This is a genomic window from Nocardia sp. NPDC004340, from assembly GCF_053602575.1.
This window is the reverse complement of record NZ_JBSGDW010000001.1, coordinates 865,912-884,787: the sequence shown is the minus strand read 5'-3', so window position 1 is coordinate 884,787 and position 18,876 is coordinate 865,912. Positions and strand designations below refer to the sequence as shown.

General features: G+C 69.0%; 19 protein-coding genes. 6 read left to right on the top strand and 13 right to left on the bottom strand.

All coding sequences use genetic code 11. The annotated features are described in order from the left end of the window. Positions 1–6: 6 nt before the first annotated feature. Positions 7–213 carry a hypothetical protein gene (locus ACWEOI_RS03890; RefSeq protein ID WP_433669969.1) on the bottom strand — a complete coding sequence of 69 codons (207 nt, stop codon included), beginning with the start codon at positions 211–213 and terminating at the stop codon, positions 7–9. Then, the gene (locus tag ACWEOI_RS03885) at positions 210–500 is read right to left on the bottom strand and encodes a hypothetical protein (protein WP_452358871.1); all 291 of its coding nucleotides are present in this window, start codon (positions 498–500) and stop codon (positions 210–212) included. The genes ACWEOI_RS03890 and ACWEOI_RS03885 overlap by 4 nt, the downstream gene beginning before the upstream one ends. A gap of 126 nt (positions 501–626) precedes the next feature. Between ACWEOI_RS03885 and ACWEOI_RS03880 the strand changes: the two genes are divergently transcribed. After that, a complete protein-coding gene (locus tag ACWEOI_RS03880; protein WP_452358870.1) occupies positions 627–2,312 on the top strand; it encodes a PKD domain-containing protein in 1,686 nt (561 codons plus the stop codon). Between the two features lie 18 nt (positions 2,313–2,330). On the opposite strand, the gene ACWEOI_RS03875 is transcribed toward ACWEOI_RS03880, so the two are convergent. Continuing rightward, entirely contained in the window at positions 2,331–3,326 is a 996-nt protein-coding gene (locus ACWEOI_RS03875) for a TIGR03617 family F420-dependent LLM class oxidoreductase (RefSeq protein ID WP_452359190.1), read from the bottom strand. A 151-nt stretch (positions 3,327–3,477) separates the two neighbouring features. Next, the gene (locus ACWEOI_RS03870; protein WP_433669973.1) at positions 3,478–5,112 is read right to left on the bottom strand and encodes a GMC family oxidoreductase N-terminal domain-containing protein; all 1,635 of its coding nucleotides are present in this window, start codon (positions 5,110–5,112) and stop codon (positions 3,478–3,480) included. Between the two features lie 205 nt (positions 5,113–5,317). On the opposite strand from ACWEOI_RS03870, the gene ACWEOI_RS03865 reads away from it, so the two are divergent. Together ACWEOI_RS03865 and ACWEOI_RS03860 are read left to right on the top strand one after the other, a co-directional pair. After that, complete coding sequence (locus tag ACWEOI_RS03865; RefSeq protein ID WP_433669975.1) at positions 5,318–6,550, top strand: cytochrome P450; 1,233 nt, start codon at positions 5,318–5,320, stop codon at positions 6,548–6,550. A 63-nt stretch (positions 6,551–6,613) separates the two neighbouring features. Further along, positions 6,614–7,078: a glutathione peroxidase gene (locus tag ACWEOI_RS03860; protein ID WP_433673209.1), complete on the top strand. Its 465-nt coding sequence runs from the start codon at positions 6,614–6,616 to the stop codon at positions 7,076–7,078. A gap of 23 nt (positions 7,079–7,101) precedes the next feature. On the opposite strand, the gene ACWEOI_RS03855 is transcribed toward ACWEOI_RS03860, so the two are convergent. Together ACWEOI_RS03855 and ACWEOI_RS03850 are read right to left on the bottom strand one after the other, a co-directional pair. Then, a complete protein-coding gene (locus ACWEOI_RS03855) occupies positions 7,102–8,484 on the bottom strand; it encodes a cytochrome P450 (RefSeq protein WP_452358869.1) in 1,383 nt (460 codons plus the stop codon). A gap of 99 nt (positions 8,485–8,583) precedes the next feature. Continuing rightward, complete coding sequence (locus ACWEOI_RS03850) at positions 8,584–9,147, bottom strand: TetR family transcriptional regulator (protein ID WP_433673210.1); 564 nt, start codon at positions 9,145–9,147, stop codon at positions 8,584–8,586. 119 nt (positions 9,148–9,266) lie between these two features. Between ACWEOI_RS03850 and ACWEOI_RS03845 the strand changes: the two genes are divergently transcribed. After that, positions 9,267–9,680, top strand: a complete 414-nt coding sequence (locus ACWEOI_RS03845; RefSeq protein ID WP_452358868.1) for a hypothetical protein — start codon at positions 9,267–9,269, stop codon at positions 9,678–9,680. On the opposite strand, the gene ACWEOI_RS03840 is transcribed toward ACWEOI_RS03845, so the two are convergent. The 7 genes from ACWEOI_RS03840 to ACWEOI_RS03810 form a co-directional block, all read right to left on the bottom strand. Continuing rightward, positions 9,677–10,705: a hypothetical protein gene (locus tag ACWEOI_RS03840; protein WP_452358867.1), complete on the bottom strand. Its 1,029-nt coding sequence runs from the start codon at positions 10,703–10,705 to the stop codon at positions 9,677–9,679. The genes ACWEOI_RS03845 and ACWEOI_RS03840 overlap by 4 nt on opposite strands. A 68-nt stretch (positions 10,706–10,773) precedes the next feature. Beyond that, positions 10,774–11,640 carry a TIGR03619 family F420-dependent LLM class oxidoreductase gene (locus ACWEOI_RS03835; RefSeq protein WP_433669983.1) on the bottom strand — a complete coding sequence of 289 codons (867 nt, stop codon included), beginning with the start codon at positions 11,638–11,640 and terminating at the stop codon, positions 10,774–10,776. Positions 11,641–11,655: 15 nt separating this feature from the next. Next, entirely contained in the window at positions 11,656–13,128 is a 1,473-nt protein-coding gene (locus ACWEOI_RS03830) for an FAD-dependent oxidoreductase (protein ID WP_433669984.1), read from the bottom strand. A 30-nt stretch (positions 13,129–13,158) separates the two neighbouring features. Continuing rightward, the gene (locus tag ACWEOI_RS03825) at positions 13,159–13,533 is read right to left on the bottom strand and encodes a carboxymuconolactone decarboxylase family protein (RefSeq protein ID WP_452358866.1); all 375 of its coding nucleotides are present in this window, start codon (positions 13,531–13,533) and stop codon (positions 13,159–13,161) included. Further along, on the bottom strand, positions 13,530–14,408 hold the full coding sequence (locus tag ACWEOI_RS03820; RefSeq protein WP_452358865.1) for an NAD(P)-dependent oxidoreductase: 879 nt from the start codon (positions 14,406–14,408) through the stop codon (positions 13,530–13,532). Before ACWEOI_RS03820 ends, ACWEOI_RS03825 begins: the two co-directional genes overlap by 4 nt. After that, positions 14,405–15,157, bottom strand: a complete 753-nt coding sequence (locus tag ACWEOI_RS03815) for an SDR family oxidoreductase (protein ID WP_357275517.1) — start codon at positions 15,155–15,157, stop codon at positions 14,405–14,407. The genes ACWEOI_RS03820 and ACWEOI_RS03815 overlap by 4 nt, the downstream gene beginning before the upstream one ends. Positions 15,158–15,168: 11 nt before the next feature. Then, positions 15,169–16,641, bottom strand: coding sequence for an aldehyde dehydrogenase (locus tag ACWEOI_RS03810; RefSeq protein ID WP_452358864.1), 1,473 nt, complete (start codon positions 16,639–16,641; stop codon positions 15,169–15,171). A gap of 232 nt (positions 16,642–16,873) precedes the next feature. Between ACWEOI_RS03810 and ACWEOI_RS03805 the strand changes: the two genes are divergently transcribed. Beyond that, positions 16,874–18,079: a cytochrome P450 gene (locus ACWEOI_RS03805; protein ID WP_452358863.1), complete on the top strand. Its 1,206-nt coding sequence runs from the start codon at positions 16,874–16,876 to the stop codon at positions 18,077–18,079. Further along, the gene (locus tag ACWEOI_RS03800) at positions 18,080–18,874 is read left to right on the top strand and encodes an SDR family oxidoreductase (RefSeq protein WP_433669994.1); all 795 of its coding nucleotides are present in this window, start codon (positions 18,080–18,082) and stop codon (positions 18,872–18,874) included. It begins immediately after the preceding gene. Positions 18,875–18,876: the final 2 nt, after the last annotated feature.

Sequence of the window (18,876 nt, the reverse complement as noted above, 5' to 3'; positions counted from 1 at the left end):
GAGTGGTCAAACGCGTTGGCGGACTTCGGTGGCCGGTGCGGTCTGGCGCAGCTCGCGACCGATCCTCAGGGTGAAGAGCAGGACGGCGACGGCGGTGAGGGCCAGCAGGATGTAGCCGAAGGTGTAGTCGTGGTTCGCGCTGTAGACCGCGCCCATCACCAGCGGCGGGAAGTAGCCGCCGAGGCCACCGGCCGCGCCGACCAGACCGGTCACGGTGCCGACGCGCGCGGGTTCGACCAGCCGACGAGCAGCACCGGGATGATCGAGATGAAGCAGACGGCGGTGAACATCAACCGCCCGCCGCACTTGTCGGTGAGCACGCCGACCGGAATCCGGCCCAGCGATCCGACCAGGACCGGGGTGGCGACCAAGAGTGATTGCCGGCCCGGGGAGAGGTCCAGCCGCTTGGTGTAGCTGCTCGATAGCGGACCAATCAGATTCCATGCCCAGAAGGTGAGGGCGAAGGCGGCTGTAGCGAGTGTCAGATTTCTCGCGTTCATCCCTTTTGTCTAACAGATTCGCAGGTAGAACGAGCTAAATTGGGCCATTTCGGCGCGCCTACGGGTGCCGTGCCGCCGCATCCGCACCATGTCTGCTGTTGGATTGCGCATGTCCCAGGAGGAGCAATGAAAGTGTGGCGATCTCGCCGGTGTCGCGCGGCCCTGCTGCCGGCCCTGGCGGGTGCGATCGCGGTGGCCGGAATCGTGGCGCAGGCCGGTCGGCCGCTACCCGCCGCCGCCGAACCCGCGAGCGACCTTCCCCTCGTCATCGACGTCAGCGCACCCCCCGACGGGCCGTGCGCCGGACCGCTGCACGGCACCGCCGCCGTCTACTTCCCGCCGGGCGTCGACTCGCACGCGGAGGTGGAGTGGCGGATTCTCGGTGGCGGACAGCCGATTCGCAGCGGCATCACCGTGGTGCAGAACGACGTGATGACGGTCGGGTTCGACCTCCGCCACGACGAGCTCCCCACCGACGGCCTGCTCCGCGTGGACGCCCGCGCCCGGATCCCGGGCGGTGACGTCACCGGCTACGGCAAGCCGTGGAACTTCCGGGTGAACCGGGATTGCCGTCCGCTGCACGTGGTCTCGGTCGGCGACTCGGTGCTGTGGGGCCAGTCGGTGCTCGGTGGCGTGAGCGCCCCGCGCAAGCACAGCTTCGCCAATGTGGTGGCCGATGCCCTGGGATCCAGGACCGGCCGCGGCGCCACCCTGCACGACTACACCGCCTCCGGCGCCGCCCTGGACGCACCCGGTGAACACCCGACCGGCAAATGCCCCGGCGGGGACGCCACCCTCGACGTGTTCTGCCAGCTCGCCAAGGCCACCGGCGACGCCGCCGCGAACGGCTACCCGGTCGATCTGGTGCTGATCGACGGCTGCCTCAACGATCTGGACCCGATCTTCGGCATTCCGGTGGGCGTCACGCCCGGCACCCAGGATCTGGCGTCCGCCGTGCACCGCGAATGCGGCGGGGTGGGCGCGGACGCGGTGAACCCGGCCGCCGCCGTGCCCTATTACAGCGGGGCCACCCTCGGCTACGGCGGTCGCGGTATGCGGGAGGCGGTGCAGGCCGCGCACCAACTGCCCGGAACGCCGAAGGTGCTGGTGGGCAACTACTTCCACGGCTACGACGGGGATCGGGTGCCGGAGTCGCTGACCCAGCGTTGGTCGGAGTTCGTGCGGGTGTCCTCGGAGTTGTTCCGGCAGGCCGTCGCCGACGCCAATGCCGCCGCGGACGAGGAGTACGCCACGGCCGCCGACGGGCTGTTCACCGAGGACGCCGTGGGCGTTCGGGATCCGGCGCAGGTCGTGCCGGACCCCGCGCAGACGACGCCCCGGGACATCGCACAGCCGGCCGAGCGCACGCCGGCCCTGAACCCGCTCGGCGACGAGGCGGCGTCGCTGCGGCTGCTGGTCTGCCCGCAGGCCAACGACCTGCCGCAGTGCCGGGCCATTCCGGCCGTGTCACCGCCCGACCTCGAGGTCGCGCGCAAGCACGCCGACGTCTTCCTGATGAATCCCCGGATCAGCGAATGGTTCGGTGGCGGTGAGCCGTTCGGCATCGGGTTCACGGCGTCGAAGGTGACCGCCCGGTCCGGCAATGCGGTCAGTTTCGACGCCGAGCGGGCGGGCGGCGCCATTCGCCGCTATGACTGGTACTTCGGCGACGGCTCGCACGAGACCACCACCGATCCGGCGGCCTCGCACGTCTACAACGGGCTCGGCCCGAACCTGCCGCGACTGGTGGTCACCGATATGACCGGCCGCCGGAGTCTGTACGAGCTGGCCGAGCCCATCACCGTGGGCTGATCAGGCGCGCGGTGTCGATCAGGCGTGCAGTGCGGTCACCAGGTCGGCGATGGCCTCGTCGCCGACCTGGTAGCCGGGGAAGTAGCAGCAGACGCGAGCGGCGGTGTCCCCGAAACGATTCCGGATCCGGTCGGCGCACTCGGCGGGCGTGCCGCTGACGGTGAGCGCGTCCACCATGGTGTCGTCGATCAGTCCGGCCATCTCCCGCCAGCGCCCCTGCTTGGACAGCAGATTGAGCTCGGGCTGCAGATCCGCCCAGCCCTCGACCTCCAGCACCGGGCGGTAAGCGGGCGTGGAACCGTAGAACGCCAGCAGGTTTCGCACCGCCTTGCGCGCCGCGGCCAGCTCCTCGTCCGTATCACCCATGGCCACAATGGCTTCCACGATGATCTCGAACGGCCGGGTGGAGTCGCCGCGGCCTTTTTCCACCGCCGCGAGGGTCCGCTCCCGGTAGTGGCGCTCGGTATTGAACGGCATGACCAGCAGCCCGTCCGCGACCTCGGCGGCCATGGCGGTCATGCGCGGCCCCAGCGCGCCGACCAGCACCGGCGGCGGCCCGGACGGATTCGGTCCCGGATCGAATTGTGGCGTCATGAGCGTGTGCTGCCAGAACCGCCCGCGGTAGTCGAGGCGTTCCCCGGTCTGCCAGGCCCGCAGAATCGCTTGTACCGCGAGCACGGTGTCGCGCATCCGCTCCACCGGTTCCGACCAGACGCTGCCGTACCGCTTCTCGATGTGCGGCCGGATCTGGCTGCCGAGCCCGAGCCGGAACCGCCCGCCCGAGAGCGCCTGCAGATCCCACGCGGTGTGCGCGAGGTGCATCGGGCTGCGCGGGAACGCCATGGCCACATTGGTCATGATGTCGGTTCCGGCGGTGGCGGCCAGGGTGAGCGGCGCGAACACGTCGTGCGCGCCCTCGAAGGTGAACACGCCGTCCACCCCGAGTTCGCGCAATCGCGCGGCGCGCGAAGCGGATTCGGCCAGTGGCGCGTTGAGCCACAGATCGACGGGCAGGGACACCGCTGACTCCTCGGGAGAAAGGACAACAGCCCCGGGCCGAGAGGTAGGAGGCCCGGGGCTGTCACAGGTCAGCGATGGTCGTGGCCGCTGACCCGCGCGCCGGAGCTACCAGGGAAGTAGCAGTCTCCGGAGCGGCTCGGTGGGATTACTGTCCGCCGTTGATGAACTCGGCGGCCTTCTCGCCGATCATGTAGCTCGGCGCGTTGGTGTTGCCGCCGGTGATGCTGGGCATGATCGAGGCGTCGGCGACGCGCAGGCCCTCGATGCCGTGCACCTTCAGGGTCGGGTCGACGACCGCGCGCTCGTCCACACCCATGCGGCAGGTGCCGACCGGGTGGTAGATCGAGTGCACGCGGTTGGGGAGCTCGCGGCGCAGCGCGGTCTCGTCCGCCCACTGCTGGCCCGGGAAGAAGTTCTCGGTCCAGTCGCCCGCGATGCTCGCGTGCGACATGATCTCCTTGATCATCTTGATGCCCTCGACCAGGAACTCGGTGTCCCACGGGTCGGTCAGGTAGCCCGGGTCGATGAGCGGCGAGGCGAACGGGTCCGCCGAGGCCAGCTTCATCTCGCCGCGGCTCTTCGGGTAGATGAGCGACGGCATGATGGTGAAGGCCGGGCGGCGGTCCACCAGGTGCAGCTTGTCGGCGTCCTGGTTGGGCGTCGGGTAGCTCCACGGCAGGGTGTGGATCTGCATGTCCGGGTGGTCGCCCTCGGCGAACTTGGTCTTGACGAAGCCGGCGGCCTCGAAGACCGTGCGGCCCATGAAGGAGCTGCCCGGGTTGCGCATCTCCTTGAGGATGCCGCGCGCGAAGTAGGTCGGGATGCCGCGGTGGAGGGCCTTCTTGGACACGAAGGTCATGGGCACGAACAGGTGGTCGTGCAGGTTCTGGCCGACCGGCAGGTCCGCGACGACCTCGATGCCGTGCTCGCGCAGCTGCGCGGCCGGGCCGATGCCCGAGAGCATGAGCAGCTGCGGGGAGCCGATCACACCACCGGAGACGATGACCTCCTTGGCGGCCTTCACGATCCGGCGGGTGCCGTTCTTCTCGGCGATCTCGACGCCGGTGGCGCGGCCGTTCTCGATGACCACGCGGGTGGCGTGCACGTGCGTGAGCACGGTCATGTGCGAGTTCGGCATGTTGGTGATGAAGCCGCGCGAGGAGCTGTAGCGGATGCCGTCCTTGACGGACTGCTGGAAGATCGAGATGCCTTCCTGCGACTCGCCGTTGTAGTCCTTGATGATCGGCGTGCCGAGGGACTCGGAGGCGGCGGTCATGAACTGCTCGGCGATCGGGGTGATCTCGCGGGGGCGGGTGACCTCGATGGGGCCGCCGGTGGCGCGGTAGTCGTCGGCGCCGTCGACCCAGTTCTCCAGGCGCTTGTAGGCGGGCAGGATCTCGTCGTAGGACCAGCCCTTGTTGCCCTCGGCGGCCCAGGAGTCGAAGTTGGCCTTGTTGCCGCGCACGTAGAGCATGCCGTTGACCGAGGACGAGCCGCCGAGCACCTTGCCGCGGGTCATCGGGATCTTGCGGTCGTTGGCGTGCTTCTGCGGGACCGAGTACTGCTTCCAGGTCACCAGCTTCTTCAGCTGCGGGACGGTGTGAACCATCGAGATCATGCCGGGGCGGGTGACCAGCTGGGAGTTGTCCTTGCGCCCGGCCTCCAACAGGATCACGCTCGCGCCGGCCTGCGCGAGGCGCCCGGCCAGGACCGCGCCGGCGCTGCCCGCGCCAACGACGACGTAATCGGCTTCGGACGTGGAGCCCGGGGAAGGGGTCATATCAGTTACCTCATCTTCGAGTGTGCCTGGCATCACTGTAGAACAGGTTCTAGTCTGCCGACACCCGGGATGGGCTGTCCAGTCTCGAGATCGACTTCGGGTTGGAGGCTGGAAACGCCGCCCTGGGGCCGGTCGGCATGGTTGAATTCCTGTGAAACACGTTCCAATTTCGTGATCTTAGCGGCACTTTGCCCGAGGAGGAACAGTGTCTGTTCCGTCACTGCCCGTCGGCTTCGACTTCACCGATCCCGCGCTCTGGGCCGACCGTAGTCCGGTCGAGGAATTCGCTCTGCTGCGGCGCACCGCGCCCGTCTGGTGGAACGCGCAGACGCCCGCGCAGGCCGCCCCCATGGACGACGACGGGTACTGGGTGATCACCCGCCACGAGGACATCAAGGAGATCTCCCGGCGGCCCGAACTCTGGTCCTCGAACCGCAAGGGCTCGATCATCCGGATGCCCGCCGACTCCGAGCCCGAACAGCTCGAACTCGGCCGCGAAGCGCTGCTGGTGAACATGGATCCGCCGAAACACACCAAGATTCGGCGCATCGTGTCCAAGGGCTTCACCCCGCGCGCCGTGGAGGGCTTGCGGGCCGCGCTCACCGAACGCGCGGAGAAGATTGTGCGGGAGGCGAAATCGACCGGCGGCGGCGATTTCATCGAGCAGGTGGCGTGTGAACTCCCGCTGCAGGCCATCGCCGAACTGCTCGGGGTGCCGCAGGACGATCGATACAAGCTGTTCCACTGGTCCAACCAGCTGATGAACTACGACGATCCGGAGTTCGAGGGCCAGAACATGGCCGCCAACGCCGAATTGCTGGGCTACGCCTACAACATGGCCGAGCAGCGGCGGGCCTGCCCGGTCGGCGACATCGTCAGCCAGCTGGTGACCGCCGATGTCGACGGCGAGGCGCTGGGCTCCGACGAATTCGGATTCTTCGTCATCCTGCTGTCGGTGGCCGGCAACGAGACCACCCGCAATGCCATCGCGCACGGGATGAAGGCCTTCGTCGACAACCCCGATCAGTGGGAGCTCTACCGGGAGCGCCGCCCGCACACCGCGCCCGACGAGATCGTGCGCTGGGCGACGCCGGTGACGGCGTTCCAGCGGACCGCCACCCAGGACACCGAACTCGGCGGGCAGAAGATCCGCGAAGGCCAGCGCGTCGGATTGTTCTACAGCTCGGCCAACTTCGACGAGGAGGTCTTCGACCGCCCCTTCGAATTCGATGTGCTGCGCGATCCCAATCCGCACGTCGGATTCGGCGGCACCGGCACGCATTTCTGTGTCGGCGCGAATCTGGCGCGGCTGGAGATCGACCTGATGTTCAATGCCATCGCCGACGCCATGCCGGAAATCCGCGAGGTGGAGCCGCCGCAGCGGCTGCGTTCGGGCTGGATCAATGGGATCAAGCATTGGCAGGTCCGCTACTCCTGAACCGGTGACCCCGTCGAACTCGTTCTAGAATTCGGCCTTGTGACCAATCTTCGCGAGATTCCGCTGCGCACCCTGACCGACAAGCCCACCTCGCTGGCCGAGCTGGCCGACGACCAGGTCGTGCTGCTGGTCAACGTCGCCTCCAAGTGCGGGCTCACCCCGCAGTACTCGGGCCTGGTCGAACTCCAGCAGACCTACGGGTCGCGCGGGTTCACCGTGATCGGCGTGCCGTGCAACCAGTTCATGGGCCAGGAGCCGGGCACCGCCGAGGAGATCGCCGAGTTCTGCTCGGCGACCTACGGCGTGGACTTCCCGCTGCTGGAGAAGAGCGACGTGAACGGCGACGGCCGCATCCCGCTGTACCAGGAGCTGACCCAGGTCGCCGACGCCGAGGGCGCGGCCGGGGACATCCAGTGGAACTTCGAGAAGTTCCTGATCGGCCGGGACGGCTCGGTGCTGGGCCGTTTCCGCCCGCGCACCGAGCCCAAGGACGCGGCGATCGTCGCCGCGATCGAGGCCGCGCTCTGATCCGCCTCGCGGCAGAGCTCTGATCAGTCCTGGGACGGCCGGGCGCGGCGGCGGTAGCGGACCGCGCACGGCTGTTCCAGCTGGACCACCATCTTGGAGTGGTCGTTGCGGTAGCTGTCGGACGGCTGCGCCAGTTCGAACTCCCAGTCCCGCAACAGGATCGAGAAGATCGCCTTCAGCTGCATGAGCGCGAACGCCGCGCCCACACAGCGGTGCCGGCCCGCGCCGAACGGGATCCAGTTCCAGCGGTTGGCCAGATCCTCCTGATTCGGGTCCAGGTAGCGGCCCGGATCGAAGTGCTCCGGGTCCGGGAAGGCCTCCGGAATCCGGTTGGAGACAGCGGGACTCGCCGCCACCAGGTCGCCGGGATCGATGCGGTGGCCGCACACCTCGAACTCCTCGCGCGCCACCCGCATCAGGATGATGAGCGGCGGGTGCAGCCGCAGCGCCTCCTTCAGCACCGCCTCCAGATTCGGAATCTGGCGCAGCGCATGGAAACTCACGTCCGCGCCGTCGGCGTAGAGGGTGTCCAGCTCGGCGACCACCTGGCCGAGCACCTCCGGATGCCGGAGCAGTTCGATGATGGTCCAGGCGGCCGTGCCCGAGGTCGTGTGGTGCCCGGCGAACATCATGGAGATGAAGATGCCGGTGACCTCGCTGGCGGAGAAGCGGGGCTGGCCAAAGCGCGGGGAGGCGGGGCGGTCGTCGCGCACCGACACCAGCACGTCGAGCATGTCCCGATCGTCCTTGCCGGTCGGCGGATTCGCCATCCGCCCCGCCATGATGTGGCGCACCAGCTTCACCAGCTGGTGGCGGGCCTCGTCGCGGCGGCGGAAGCTCTCGATATCGGCGTACGGGTCGACGTAGCAGTAGGCGTCGGTGCCGCGCTCGAGCTCGTGGTAGAGGTGCGCGAAGCGGTCGTCGAGCTCCTCGCGGAACTTGGTTCCGATCAGGCAGGCCGAGGACGTGTAGATGGTGAGTTCGGCGAAGAACTCGAGCAGGTCGATCTCGCCCTCGTCGCCCCAGCGGGCCAGCATGCGCTCCACCTCGCGGGCGATGGTGGTGGCGTGGCCGCGCATCTGCTCGGCGCGCAGGGCCGTGTTGTGCAGCATTTCCTTGCGCCGCTCGGGTGGGGCGTCGAAGACCACGCCCTCGCCGAAGATCGGCTTCATGAACGGATATGCCGCGGCTTGATCGAGTTCATCGTCGCCGGCGCGGAAGAAGAACTCGTTGGCCTGCGCGCCGGTCAGCAGGATGACATCGCGATCCGCCAATCGGAACGAGCCGATATCACCGCATTCTTGCCGAACCCGAGCCATGAGGGCGATGGGATCGGTGCGGAATTCCTCCAAGTGGCCGTGCTCGTGCTCGCCACCGGATACCGCGCGCGGTTTGGCCAGGGTCATCTGTGACCTCCCGGGTAGACACCTGTCCAGACGGTACTACGGAAGGGATTACACGGCAAGGGATCCCACGGATTCCCGCGCGAAATCGGAATGGTTATTTCAGGGCCGCAGGATGCGCAGCGCGGATTTCTCCATGCGCTCGGCAATTTCGGCGTAGGACGCGTAACCCATGCCCGCGCGCACCAGTGCGCCGGCGTAGATCATTTCGAGCGTCTCGATGAGTTCGGGATCGGAGTCGGAGCCCAGCGCGTCGATCAACCGCCGCCGGATCTCACCGCCGATCCGCAGCCGCAGATGCGCCACATCCGGATCGACACCCAGCAGCGCGGCCGTCACCGCGCCCGCGAGCGTGGGTTCGTCGGCCATCAGCATGGCGATCTGCCGCAGCACCGCCAGCACCCGGGCGGTGGAGTCGACGCCCTCCCCGGCGGGTGCGTCCGTGGCGGCGAGCCGCCGCCAGAACATCTCCGCGACCAGGTGTTCCTTCGAGGAGAAATACGTGTACGCGGTGGCCGTGCCGACCCCGGCCTGGGCCGCGACCATGCGCACGGTGAGCCCCGCGAACCCCTCCCGGGACAGCACGTCCATGGCCGCCCGGGTGAGCTTGTCCACGGTGTCGGCCTGCTTCTCGGTGAGCCGCCGGCGGGTGGCCTCCATGCTCACCGCTGAGCGGTCGGAAAGGGGATCAGACACGTGTCCGGATGCTACTATGACTCGGCCCGCCGAGCAACTCGCGGTATGCGCGATCGGTATGAATGAGACCGCACCGGAAAGGCTTTCGAATGCTCCCCGCCGCGCTCTCCGCCACCCCGCGCGAATTGCCCGCACTCATCGAGCAAATCGCCGCCACGCTGCCCCCGGACGAAGCCCGAGCATTGTCCGAGGCCGCCCGCACCTATGCGAGCAAGGGCGCGATCCTGGAGATCACCACGGCGCCCGGCGACGCCGCCGACGCGTACGCCACCGCGGTCCGGGAATGGCACACCCCGCTGCGCCTGCTACTGATCACCGGCTCCGACTCCGTTGCCGCCGACCGCGCCTACGACGACTGGTCCCACTGGGTGGCGGGTGGCGGCCTGCTGGCACTGCGCGCCGCCGACGAGCTCTACCGCCGCGCCGAGGCCACCGGGAAGTTCCGCACCCTCGCCGCCGCCGGAACCCTGCGCGTCCTGCAGCGCGTCGCCGCCTGCAACTAGCGGCTCGCCGCCATTTCGGCATTCAGCGCGCGAATGTAGGCGATCGCGAAGTCCGGTAACAATTCCCGCGGGTACGCCCCGCCGTCCAGGCCCCGCAGTTCGACCACGCCGTCCTCGATGCGCACCTCGTTGATCCATTCGTACCGGATGCGGGTTCGGCGGCTGCCCAGGTGAATATCGGCCGCGTCGGGCCCGAACCGCGCCGCGAAGCCCGTGCCCGGCGGGAACTGGTGCGCCATTTCCCTTTCCCGCCGATTCCGGTCCGCGGTGTAGGTCAGGGAGAACACGACGGCCAGCAGCAGGATGCCCGCGGTCGCGAGCGGAACCGGCCCCGAACCGCGGATCAGATACAACGTGATCAGGTAGATCGACGAGAGCAGGGCGAAGATGATCGCCCGTCGCACCCGGAATCGGTGCGCCGGAACCCGGACCAGCCGGCTCGTGTCGCCGGGGCGCACGACATAGACGGCCGACGGATCGGCCAGCGGCGGAATCGGACTCGGCGGTTCGACCGGGTGGGTGTCCGCCGTCATGAGTTCGAGTGCGCTGTCGGGGAACAGTTCTCGCGGATAGGTGTGGTACTGCGGACCCTCGCCGAAGGCTACCGCCGCGGGCGTCACCTCGAGGTCGCGGATGCTGTCGTAGTGGATCCGGCGGTGGGTGTCCGCGCCCACCTGGATGTCGAACGCGGCCGGGCCGAACCGGCTCGCCATCACCGTGCCCGGCGCGGCCATGGCCGAGAACAGGGCCACCGTCCGGACGGGATCGGAATTCCAGCGCCGCCGGTACATCCCGACCAGCGCCGCGCAGATCGCCAGCCCGATCAGCAGGCCGCCGAGTGACCACAGCGAGTACAGCACGATCGCCGTGATCACCCAGCGCAACGCATTGCGTCGTCGTCGCCGGGAATGCCGTCGCACCCAGGCCAGTGCCGACTCGGCCAGCTCCCGCGCGGTGTCCTCGTGCGTGATGAACACCGCGGTCGGGTCGGGCAGGCCGGGCATCGGCGGCAAGGGTTCGAACACGGCTCGAGCGTACGATTCTTGCCGCCGTACCGAATCCGCAGGTGAATCGGCCATGACGGCCGATCCGGTCAGGCGGACGGGGCCTGGAGACCCAGCGGGGCGAGCTTGGCGGCCAGCCGGTCCAGGTAGGCGAGGACCTCGTCCTCGGACTTGTCGGGCAGGCCGTAGACGGCGTCGGTGACCCCGGCTTCGGCCCAGGCCGCGAGCTGTTCGGCGTTCGGCTTACCGGCCAGCGCCACCACGCGCGGGGCGCCCTCGCGGCCGGCTTCCTGCCAGTGCTTCAGCAGCAGGGCGGTGGAAGCGGAGATGTCGGACTCGTACGGCGTGGTGATCCAGCCGTCGCCGGAGCGGGCGATCCACTTGAAGGTCTTCTCGGTGCCGCCCGCGCCGATCAGCAGCGGAATGTGCGACTGGACCGGCTTGGGCCAGGCCCAGCTGGGTCCGAAGGAGATGAAATCGCCGCTGTAGGAGGCCTCTTCCTCGGTCCAGAGCGTCCGCATCGCCTCCATGTACTCGCGCAGCACGGTGCGGCGCTTGTTGCCGGGGACGCCGTGATCGGTGAGTTCGTCGGTGTTCCAGCCGAATCCGGCGCCGATGGTGACCCGGCCGCCGGAGAGGTGGTCCAGGGTGGCGATGGTCTTCGCGAGGGTGATCGGGTCGCTCTCGGTGGGCAGCGCCACCGCGGTGGACAACTCGATGCGCGAGGTGACGGCGGCCGCGGTGCCCAGCGCGACCCACGGGTCGAGGGTGCGGGTGTAGCGGTCGTCGGGCAGTTCGCTGGTGCCCGTGTGCGGGTGGGCGGCGTCGCGCCGGATCGGGATGTGGGTGTGCTCGGGCACGTAGAACGAGTCGAAGCCGCGGTCCTCGGCGGCCTTGGCGGCGGCCGCGGGCGTGATGCCGCGGTCGCTGGTGAAGAGAACGATGCCGAAACGCATGGGGGAGAGGTCCTTTCAGAGCTGCTTGGCAGCGGAGACGCCGGCGCGGCGGCCGAAGAAACTGCCGTCGCCGAGGGAACAACCGGAGGCGTATCCGCCGGCGCAGATGCCGGAGGTGACGCGACCCGCGGCGTACAGCCCGGGGATCGGTTCGCCGGAGACGTGGAGAACCCGCGAGTCCAGATCGGTGCGCAGGCCGCCGAGGGTGAAACCGCCGGTGTAGCCGCGCAGGTCGTAGGCGCCCAGCGGCGTCCGGATGGGCTTGACCCACTCGGTCTTCTTGTTCAGGAACGGGTCGTCGCCCTGCGCCGCGTGGTGGTTGTAGAGGTCGATGGTCGACTGGAGGGTGTGCTCCGGCAGCCCCATCTCGCCTTCCAGCTCCGCCACGGTCTCGGCGACCCAGGTCGGCGCGATGCGCAGGAACGACATGGACGACTTGGTCTCCATGGCCTCCTCCAGCGCGAGCTCGTCGATCACCAGGTACGCCTTGTTGTCCTGATCCTGCAGCACTGCCTGACCCATGCGCCCGGGGTAGGTGTCCTCGGTGATGAACCGCTGCCCGTGCCCGTTCACCAGGATGCCGCGCGCCACCAGCTGCGGGTCCACCACCAGGGCCACCTCGGTGGCGTCCATGTGGGCGAGGTCCGCGCCGAGCGCCTGCGCGACCCGGATGCCGATGCCGTCGTGCTCCTCGACCGTGGCGGCCGGGCGACCGGCGATCTTGGGCGCGAACTGTTCCACCATCTCGTGGTTGTAGGCGAAGCTGCCGGTCGCCAGCACCACGCCGCGCTCGGCGCGCACGTGCACCGGCTTGCCGTAGCGGGTGGCGGCCACGCCGACCACGCGGCCGGTCTCGTCCACGATGAGCCGCCGCATGCGCACGTCGTACTCGTGCCGCACGCCGAGTTCGTCGGCCATCTGGGCGAGCGGCTCCATCAGCATGTAGCCGCCGCCCTTCTCACCCAGCTTCTTGTCCTTGGTCCAGGCCAGGTGACCGCGCGGGGCGGGCGGGATCTTGTCCTTGAAGGGGGCGGCGTTCTCGCCGCCGGAGAACATCAGACCCTCGTCGGCGGGTGGCTCGTAGCCGGGTTCGCCCCAGAACACCTCGTTGAACGGGACACCCTGCGCGACAAGCCAATCGAAGTGCTCGACACTGCCCTGGCAGTAGTCGTGGATCTTGGCCTTGTCGACGCCGGGGCCCAGGGCCGCGGTGAGGAACGCCTCCATGTTCTCGGCGGTGTCCTCGAAGCCCAGTTTCCTCTGGAGCGCCGTGCCACCGCCGAGATAGATGAAGCCGCCGGACATGGCGGCCGCTCCGCCCCAGCCGCCGGTGCGTTCCAGCACCAGCACGTCGGCCCCGGAGCGGGCGGCCTCCAGGGAGGCGCACACCCCCGCGATGCCGAAGCCGACGACCACGACGTCGGCCTGGTGGTCCCAGGTCTCGACCTCGCTGGCCAGGATGGGCCGGACGCTAGCGATTTCCGCCATGTTCTCTGAATTCCTCACTGCGGGTAGGGATTATTTCTTCTGGTCCTTGGCGAGCGTCTTGCGGACGGCGCCGTCGAGCTTGGTGGCGCCGGGCCAGCCCACGTAGTGGGCCAGGAACACCGCGATCTCGCGCAGCTGGTCGGCATCGAGCTCACCGTTGCGCAGGGCCGCGCCCACCTGGATCTCGAGGATGTCCGCGTGCCCCTGCGCGGTGATCGCGCCGAGCAGCAGCAGGCGCCGGTCCCGCAGCGATAGTCCGGGCCGATTCCAGATGTCGGCGAAGAGGTGATCCGCGGTGACCTCGAAGAACGGGTCGCCGGCGAAGTTCGGCAGATCGAAGCCGTACACCTCCGACATCTTCTTCAAACCCTGCTGCCGCCGCTCCGAGGACTGCTCGTCGGTCATGACTGCTCCTTAGCGATCGATCCGGGCCCCACACCGAGCCCGTCACCCAGGTTGTGCAATGCCTTGCGCGCCAGCGGTAGGTCGAGATCCAACCGGCCCGCCAGATCCAGCGCCAAGGACAGATCCTTCTCACCGAGATCACGCACATGGCCGAGGATGGGGAACCAGAAGTCGTCCGCCTCGACCGGCGCGGTCGTCTTGCGCAGCATGATCGCGCCCGGCCCGCCCGTGTGCGAGTCGGAATGCCGGACCACCTTGCCGAGCGCGGTGATGTCCAGCCCGGCGGCCTCGGCCAGCTGCTGCGCCTCCGCCGCCGCGGTGAAGGCGACGAAGTGGAGCAGGTTGCGCGCCAGCTTCATTCGCGTTCCCGCGCCGACCTCACCGGCGTGGATGACCAGCGATCCGAACCGCCCGAACGGCTCGCGCACCGCCTCGAAGGCGGCGGGACTGCCGCCCACCATGACCGCGAGCGCGCCCTTCTGCGCGGCGGGCGCCCCGCCGCTGATCGGCGCGTCCACGAATTCGACACCGTGCGAAGCGCATTCGGCGCCGAGTTCCACGGCGGTCCGGTCGGAGATGGTGGAGTGCACCGCGATCACGGTGCCGGGCTTCGCGGTCTGGAGCAGACCGTCCGGGCCGGTCACCACCGTGCGTACCTGCGAGTCGTCGAGGACGACCACCGAGATGACCCGGCACCGCTCGGCCACCTCCGCGGCGGTCGCGGCGGCGGTCGCCCCCGCATCGGTGAACGGCTGCACCGCGTCGGCCCGCATATCGCAGACCACGAGCCCGCCCGGCCACTCGACCAGGCGCTGCGCCATCGGCGCACCCATATTGCCGAGCCCGATGAACCCGACCGAGATGTCCTCGCTCATGGCCGGAACACCTGCCCGCCATCGACATTCAGCACCTGACCGGTGACCCAGCCCGCGTCGTCGGACAGCAGGTACAGGCAGGCCCCGACCATGTCCTCGGTGGTGCCGAGCCGCTTGAGCGCCATCTGCTTCACCAGCTGATCCACGAACTGCTCGGGCACGATGCTGCGGGTGGCCTCGGTGTCGGTGGGTCCCGGCGCGATGGCGTTCACCCGGATCCTGGAGTGCCCCAGCTCGTGCGCCAGCTGCTGGGTGAGGCTGTTGATCCCGGCCTTGGCCAGCCCGTAGAAGCCGGAGTAGGTCCAGGCGGCGGTGGACGACTGGTTCACGATGGAACCGCCGCCCGCCTTGGCGATGTGCTTGTAGACCGCGCGCGTCACGTTCAGCGCGCCGTCGAGGTTCACGGCCATGAACTTCTTGTAGTAGTCCCACGGCACGGACACCAGCAGGTCCAGCTTCATGTCGCCGTAGATGGCGGCATTGTTGACCAGGTGGTTGATGCCGCCGAACTCGGCGACGGTGAAATCGGCCAGGGCCTTGGCGGATTCCGGATCGGCGACGTCGACCGGCGCGAAGACCGCGACGCCGCCGTCGGCGGTGATCTCCTTGGCGGTCGCCTCGCCCAGTTCGCTGTTCAGGTCGGCGACGACGACTTTCGCGCCCTCGGCGGCCAGCGCCTTCGCGTAGGCCGCCCCGATGCCGCGCGCGGCGCCGGTGACGATGATCGATCTGTCGGTGAATCGGCTCATGTCGGTACTCCTCAGACGCCGGTCGCGATGAGTTTGGTCTCGGTGTATTCCTCGAATCCGAGGACGCCCATTTCCCGGCCCACGCCGGACTGCTTGTAGCCGCCGAAGGGCGCGTCGGCCGAATACCAGATGCCGCCGTTGACGCTGAGCGTCCCGGTGCGCACGCCGTTCACCACCTCGCGCAGCCGCTCGGGGTCGCTGCCCCACACCGTGCCGGACAGGCCGTAGGGGGAGTCGTTGGCGATGCGGACGGCATCGGCGTCACCGTCGTGCGGGATGACGGTGAGAACGGGCCCGAAGATCTCCTCCTGGGCCACGGCGGAACTGTTGGGCAGGCCGGTGATCAGCGTCGGCTCGACGAACCAGCCGTGCTCACGGTCGGGCCGCTTGCCTCCGGTGACGATGGTGCCGCCCTCGGCGCGCGCGATATCGAGATAGCGCTCGATCCGCGCCCGCTGCCGTTCGGAAATGACCGGGCCGCACACGGTTCCGGGCTTCGCCGGATCGCCGGGCTTGATGCCCGCCATGGTGCGCGCCGCGGCTTCGACGGCCTGATCGTGCAGTTCGCGCGGCACCAGCAGGCGGGTGCTGATCGCACAGCCCTGGCCCGCGTGCACGCACACGCCGAACGCGGCATAGCTCGCGGCGGCCGTGATGTCGGCGTCGTCGAGCACGATGAACGCCGACTTGCCGCCCAGCTCCAGGAACACCTTCTTCAGGGACGCCGCCGCGGCGGTCATCACGGCCTTGCCGGTCTGGGTGGACCCGGTGAACGAGATCATGTCCACCCGCGGGTCGGTGACCAGCTGCGTGCCGAGGCCGTGATCGTCGGAGGTGACGATATTGACCACCCCGGCCGGAATGTCGGTCTCCTCGGCGATGATCCGGCCCACGGCGGCCGCGCACCACGGGGTGTCGGGCGCGGGCTTGAGGACCACGGTGTTCCCGGCCGCCAGCGCCGGACCCAGCTTCGCGAAGTTGATCTGGTGCGGGAAATTCCAGGGCGTGATGGCCCCGACCACGCCGATGGGTTCGCGCCGCAGCCGGCGCGAGCTCTTGATCCCCATGGGCGCGGCGACCCCGAGATCGGTTTCCCACGCGTAGTTCTCGGCCAGATCGGCGAAGTAGCCGAGATCCCCGACCGGTCCCTCCAGCTGCGGGCCGCTGGTGAGCATGCGGGGCGCGCCCGCCTCGGCGATGGTGATCTCGCGCAGTTCCTCGATGTGGCCGCGCAGGGCGTCGCGCAGCTGCCGGAGGCAGGCCGCACGGAAGGCCGGATCGCGGGACCAGTCGGTGGTGTCGAAGGCGGTGCGGGCCGCGGCGATGGCCGCGTCCATATCGGCGGAGTCGGCATTGGCGGCGTAGCCGAGGGGTTCCCCGGTGGCCGGGTCGGCGGTGGTGAACACACCGCCGCCGCCGGGCGTCAACTTGCCGCCGATCAGCAGGTGCGAACCGCCGTCGGGGACGAGATCGCTCGGGCTCATAGGTAGCTCCCATGCTGTCCGGACACGTGTACGGACTATAGGTTCGCGGCTCGGAAACGCGCAAGAACAGGTTTCAGTTTCTGCGGTCCGGCCGATTTTCTTCGCGGGATTCCGTTGTGAGGTGATCCCGTCGCTAGTACCGTACAGACACATGTCCAGCTACGTGTCTCCGTTGCTGGAAAACGTTCGTCAGAGCCGATGAACGAGTTATCGAATACGAGGTGGACCCACCATGACCGCAGCCTCGCTGGAGCCGCTGCTGTTCGACCCCTACGACTACCGCATCCACGAGGACCCCTACCCCGTGTACCAGCGGTTGCGCACCGAGGCCCCGGTGTACCACCACCCCGACCTGGACTTCTGGGCGCTCTCGCGACACGGGGACGTGGCGGCCGGCTTCCGGGACAACGTGCGACTGTCCAGCGCCAACGGGGTCTCGCTCGACCCCGCCGCCTGGGGGCCGCACGCCTGGCGAACCATGTCCTTCCTGGCCATGGACGACCCCCGGCACCTGCGCCTGCGCAAGCTCGTCTACCAGGGCTTCACCCCCCGGCGGGTGACCGAGATGGGCGAGCGGATCCGCGAGATCACCCTGCGCTACCTCGAACCGGCGCTGGCCGGTCGCGATTTCGACTGGATCGACGCGGTCGCGGGCCAGGTCCCGATGGACGTCATCTCCGAACTGCTCGGGGTGCCCGAGGCCGATCGCGCCGAACTCCGGCGGCTGGCCGACCTGCTGGTGCATCGTGAGGAGGGCGTGCTGGACGTGCCGGTCGCGGCCATGGAGGCGGCCATGAAACTCGCGGGCTACTACAACGAGATCCTCGCCGAACGGAAGCGCAAACGCGCCGACGACCTCACCTCGGCCCTGCTCGACGCCGAGGCCGACGGGGACCGGCTGACCGACGAGGAGATCCTCGGCTTCATGTTCCTCATGGTGGTCGCCGGCAACGAGACCACCACCAAACTGCTCGGCAACGCCCTGTACTGGGCGGGCCGCAATCCCGAGCAGTACGCCAAGGCCGCCGCCCACCCCGAACTCGTGGAGGACTGGGTCGAGGAGACCCTGCGCTACGACGCCTCCAGTCAGATCCTGGCGCGCACCGCCGTCGAGGACCTCGAGTACTACGGGCAGACCATTCCCGCGGGCTCGAAGGTGCTGCTGCTCATCGGATCCGCCAATCGCGACGACGCCGTCTTCCACGACCCGGACCGCTACGACCTCGAACGCGGCGACAAGGGCGGGCTGATCAGCTTCGGCCGCGGCGTGCACTTCTGCCTCGGCGCGCACCTGGCGCGACTGGAGGCCTCGATCGTCTTGCGCGAGTTCGCCGCTCGCGTCCGCTCGTACGGCATCGCCGACACCGGTATCCAGCGCGTGCATTCGGTGAATGTGCGCGGCTTCGCCCACTTGCCCGTCTCCGTGGAGGTTCGCTGAATGGCCCGCTTCGCACCGCATCCCGCCCGCCGCCCCGCCATCGTCGCGGGCGCGTCCTCCGGAATCGGGGCCGCCACCGCGGAAGCCCTTGCCGCGCTGGGACACCCGGTCGCGCTGGGTGCGCGCCGGGTGGAGATCTGCGAGACCCTCGCCGAGAAGATCCGCGCCGAGGGCGGGGAAGCCTTCGCCGGACCGCTCGACGTCTGCGACACCGCCTCGGTGCACGAATTCGTCACCGCCGCCGAAGCGGCGCTCGGGCCCACCGAGATCCTGGTCTCCGGCGCGGGCGATCTCGAATTCGGGCAGGGCTGGGAAATGGATCCCGACCTGTTCGAATCCCAGGTGCGGGTGCACCTGGTCGGCGCGCAACGCCTCGCGCACCGGGTGCTGCCCGGCATGATCGAGCGGCAGCGCGGCGACTTCGTGGTCATCGGCTCCGACTGCGCGGTGCGGGCCCGGCCGGGCGCGGGCGCGTACAACGCCGCCAAGACCGGCGTCGAGGCCTTCGCCACCCAGTTGCGCATGGAGTTGGAGGGCACCGGCGTGCGCTCGTCCATCGTGCGGCCGGGCCAGACCCTCACCGGCATGGGCATGCAGGCCACCCCGGAAGTGGTGGGTCCGCTGCTGGAGAACTGGGTGAAATGGGGATTCGCCCGGCACCCGCAGTTCCTGCGGCCCGCCGATCTCGCGGCGGCCGTGTCCGCGGTCGTATCCACCCCGCGCGGGGCGCACCTCGTGCTGGTGGAGGTCCAGCCGGAAGCGCCACTGCGCGAACCGAATCCGGAAGGACCCTGACC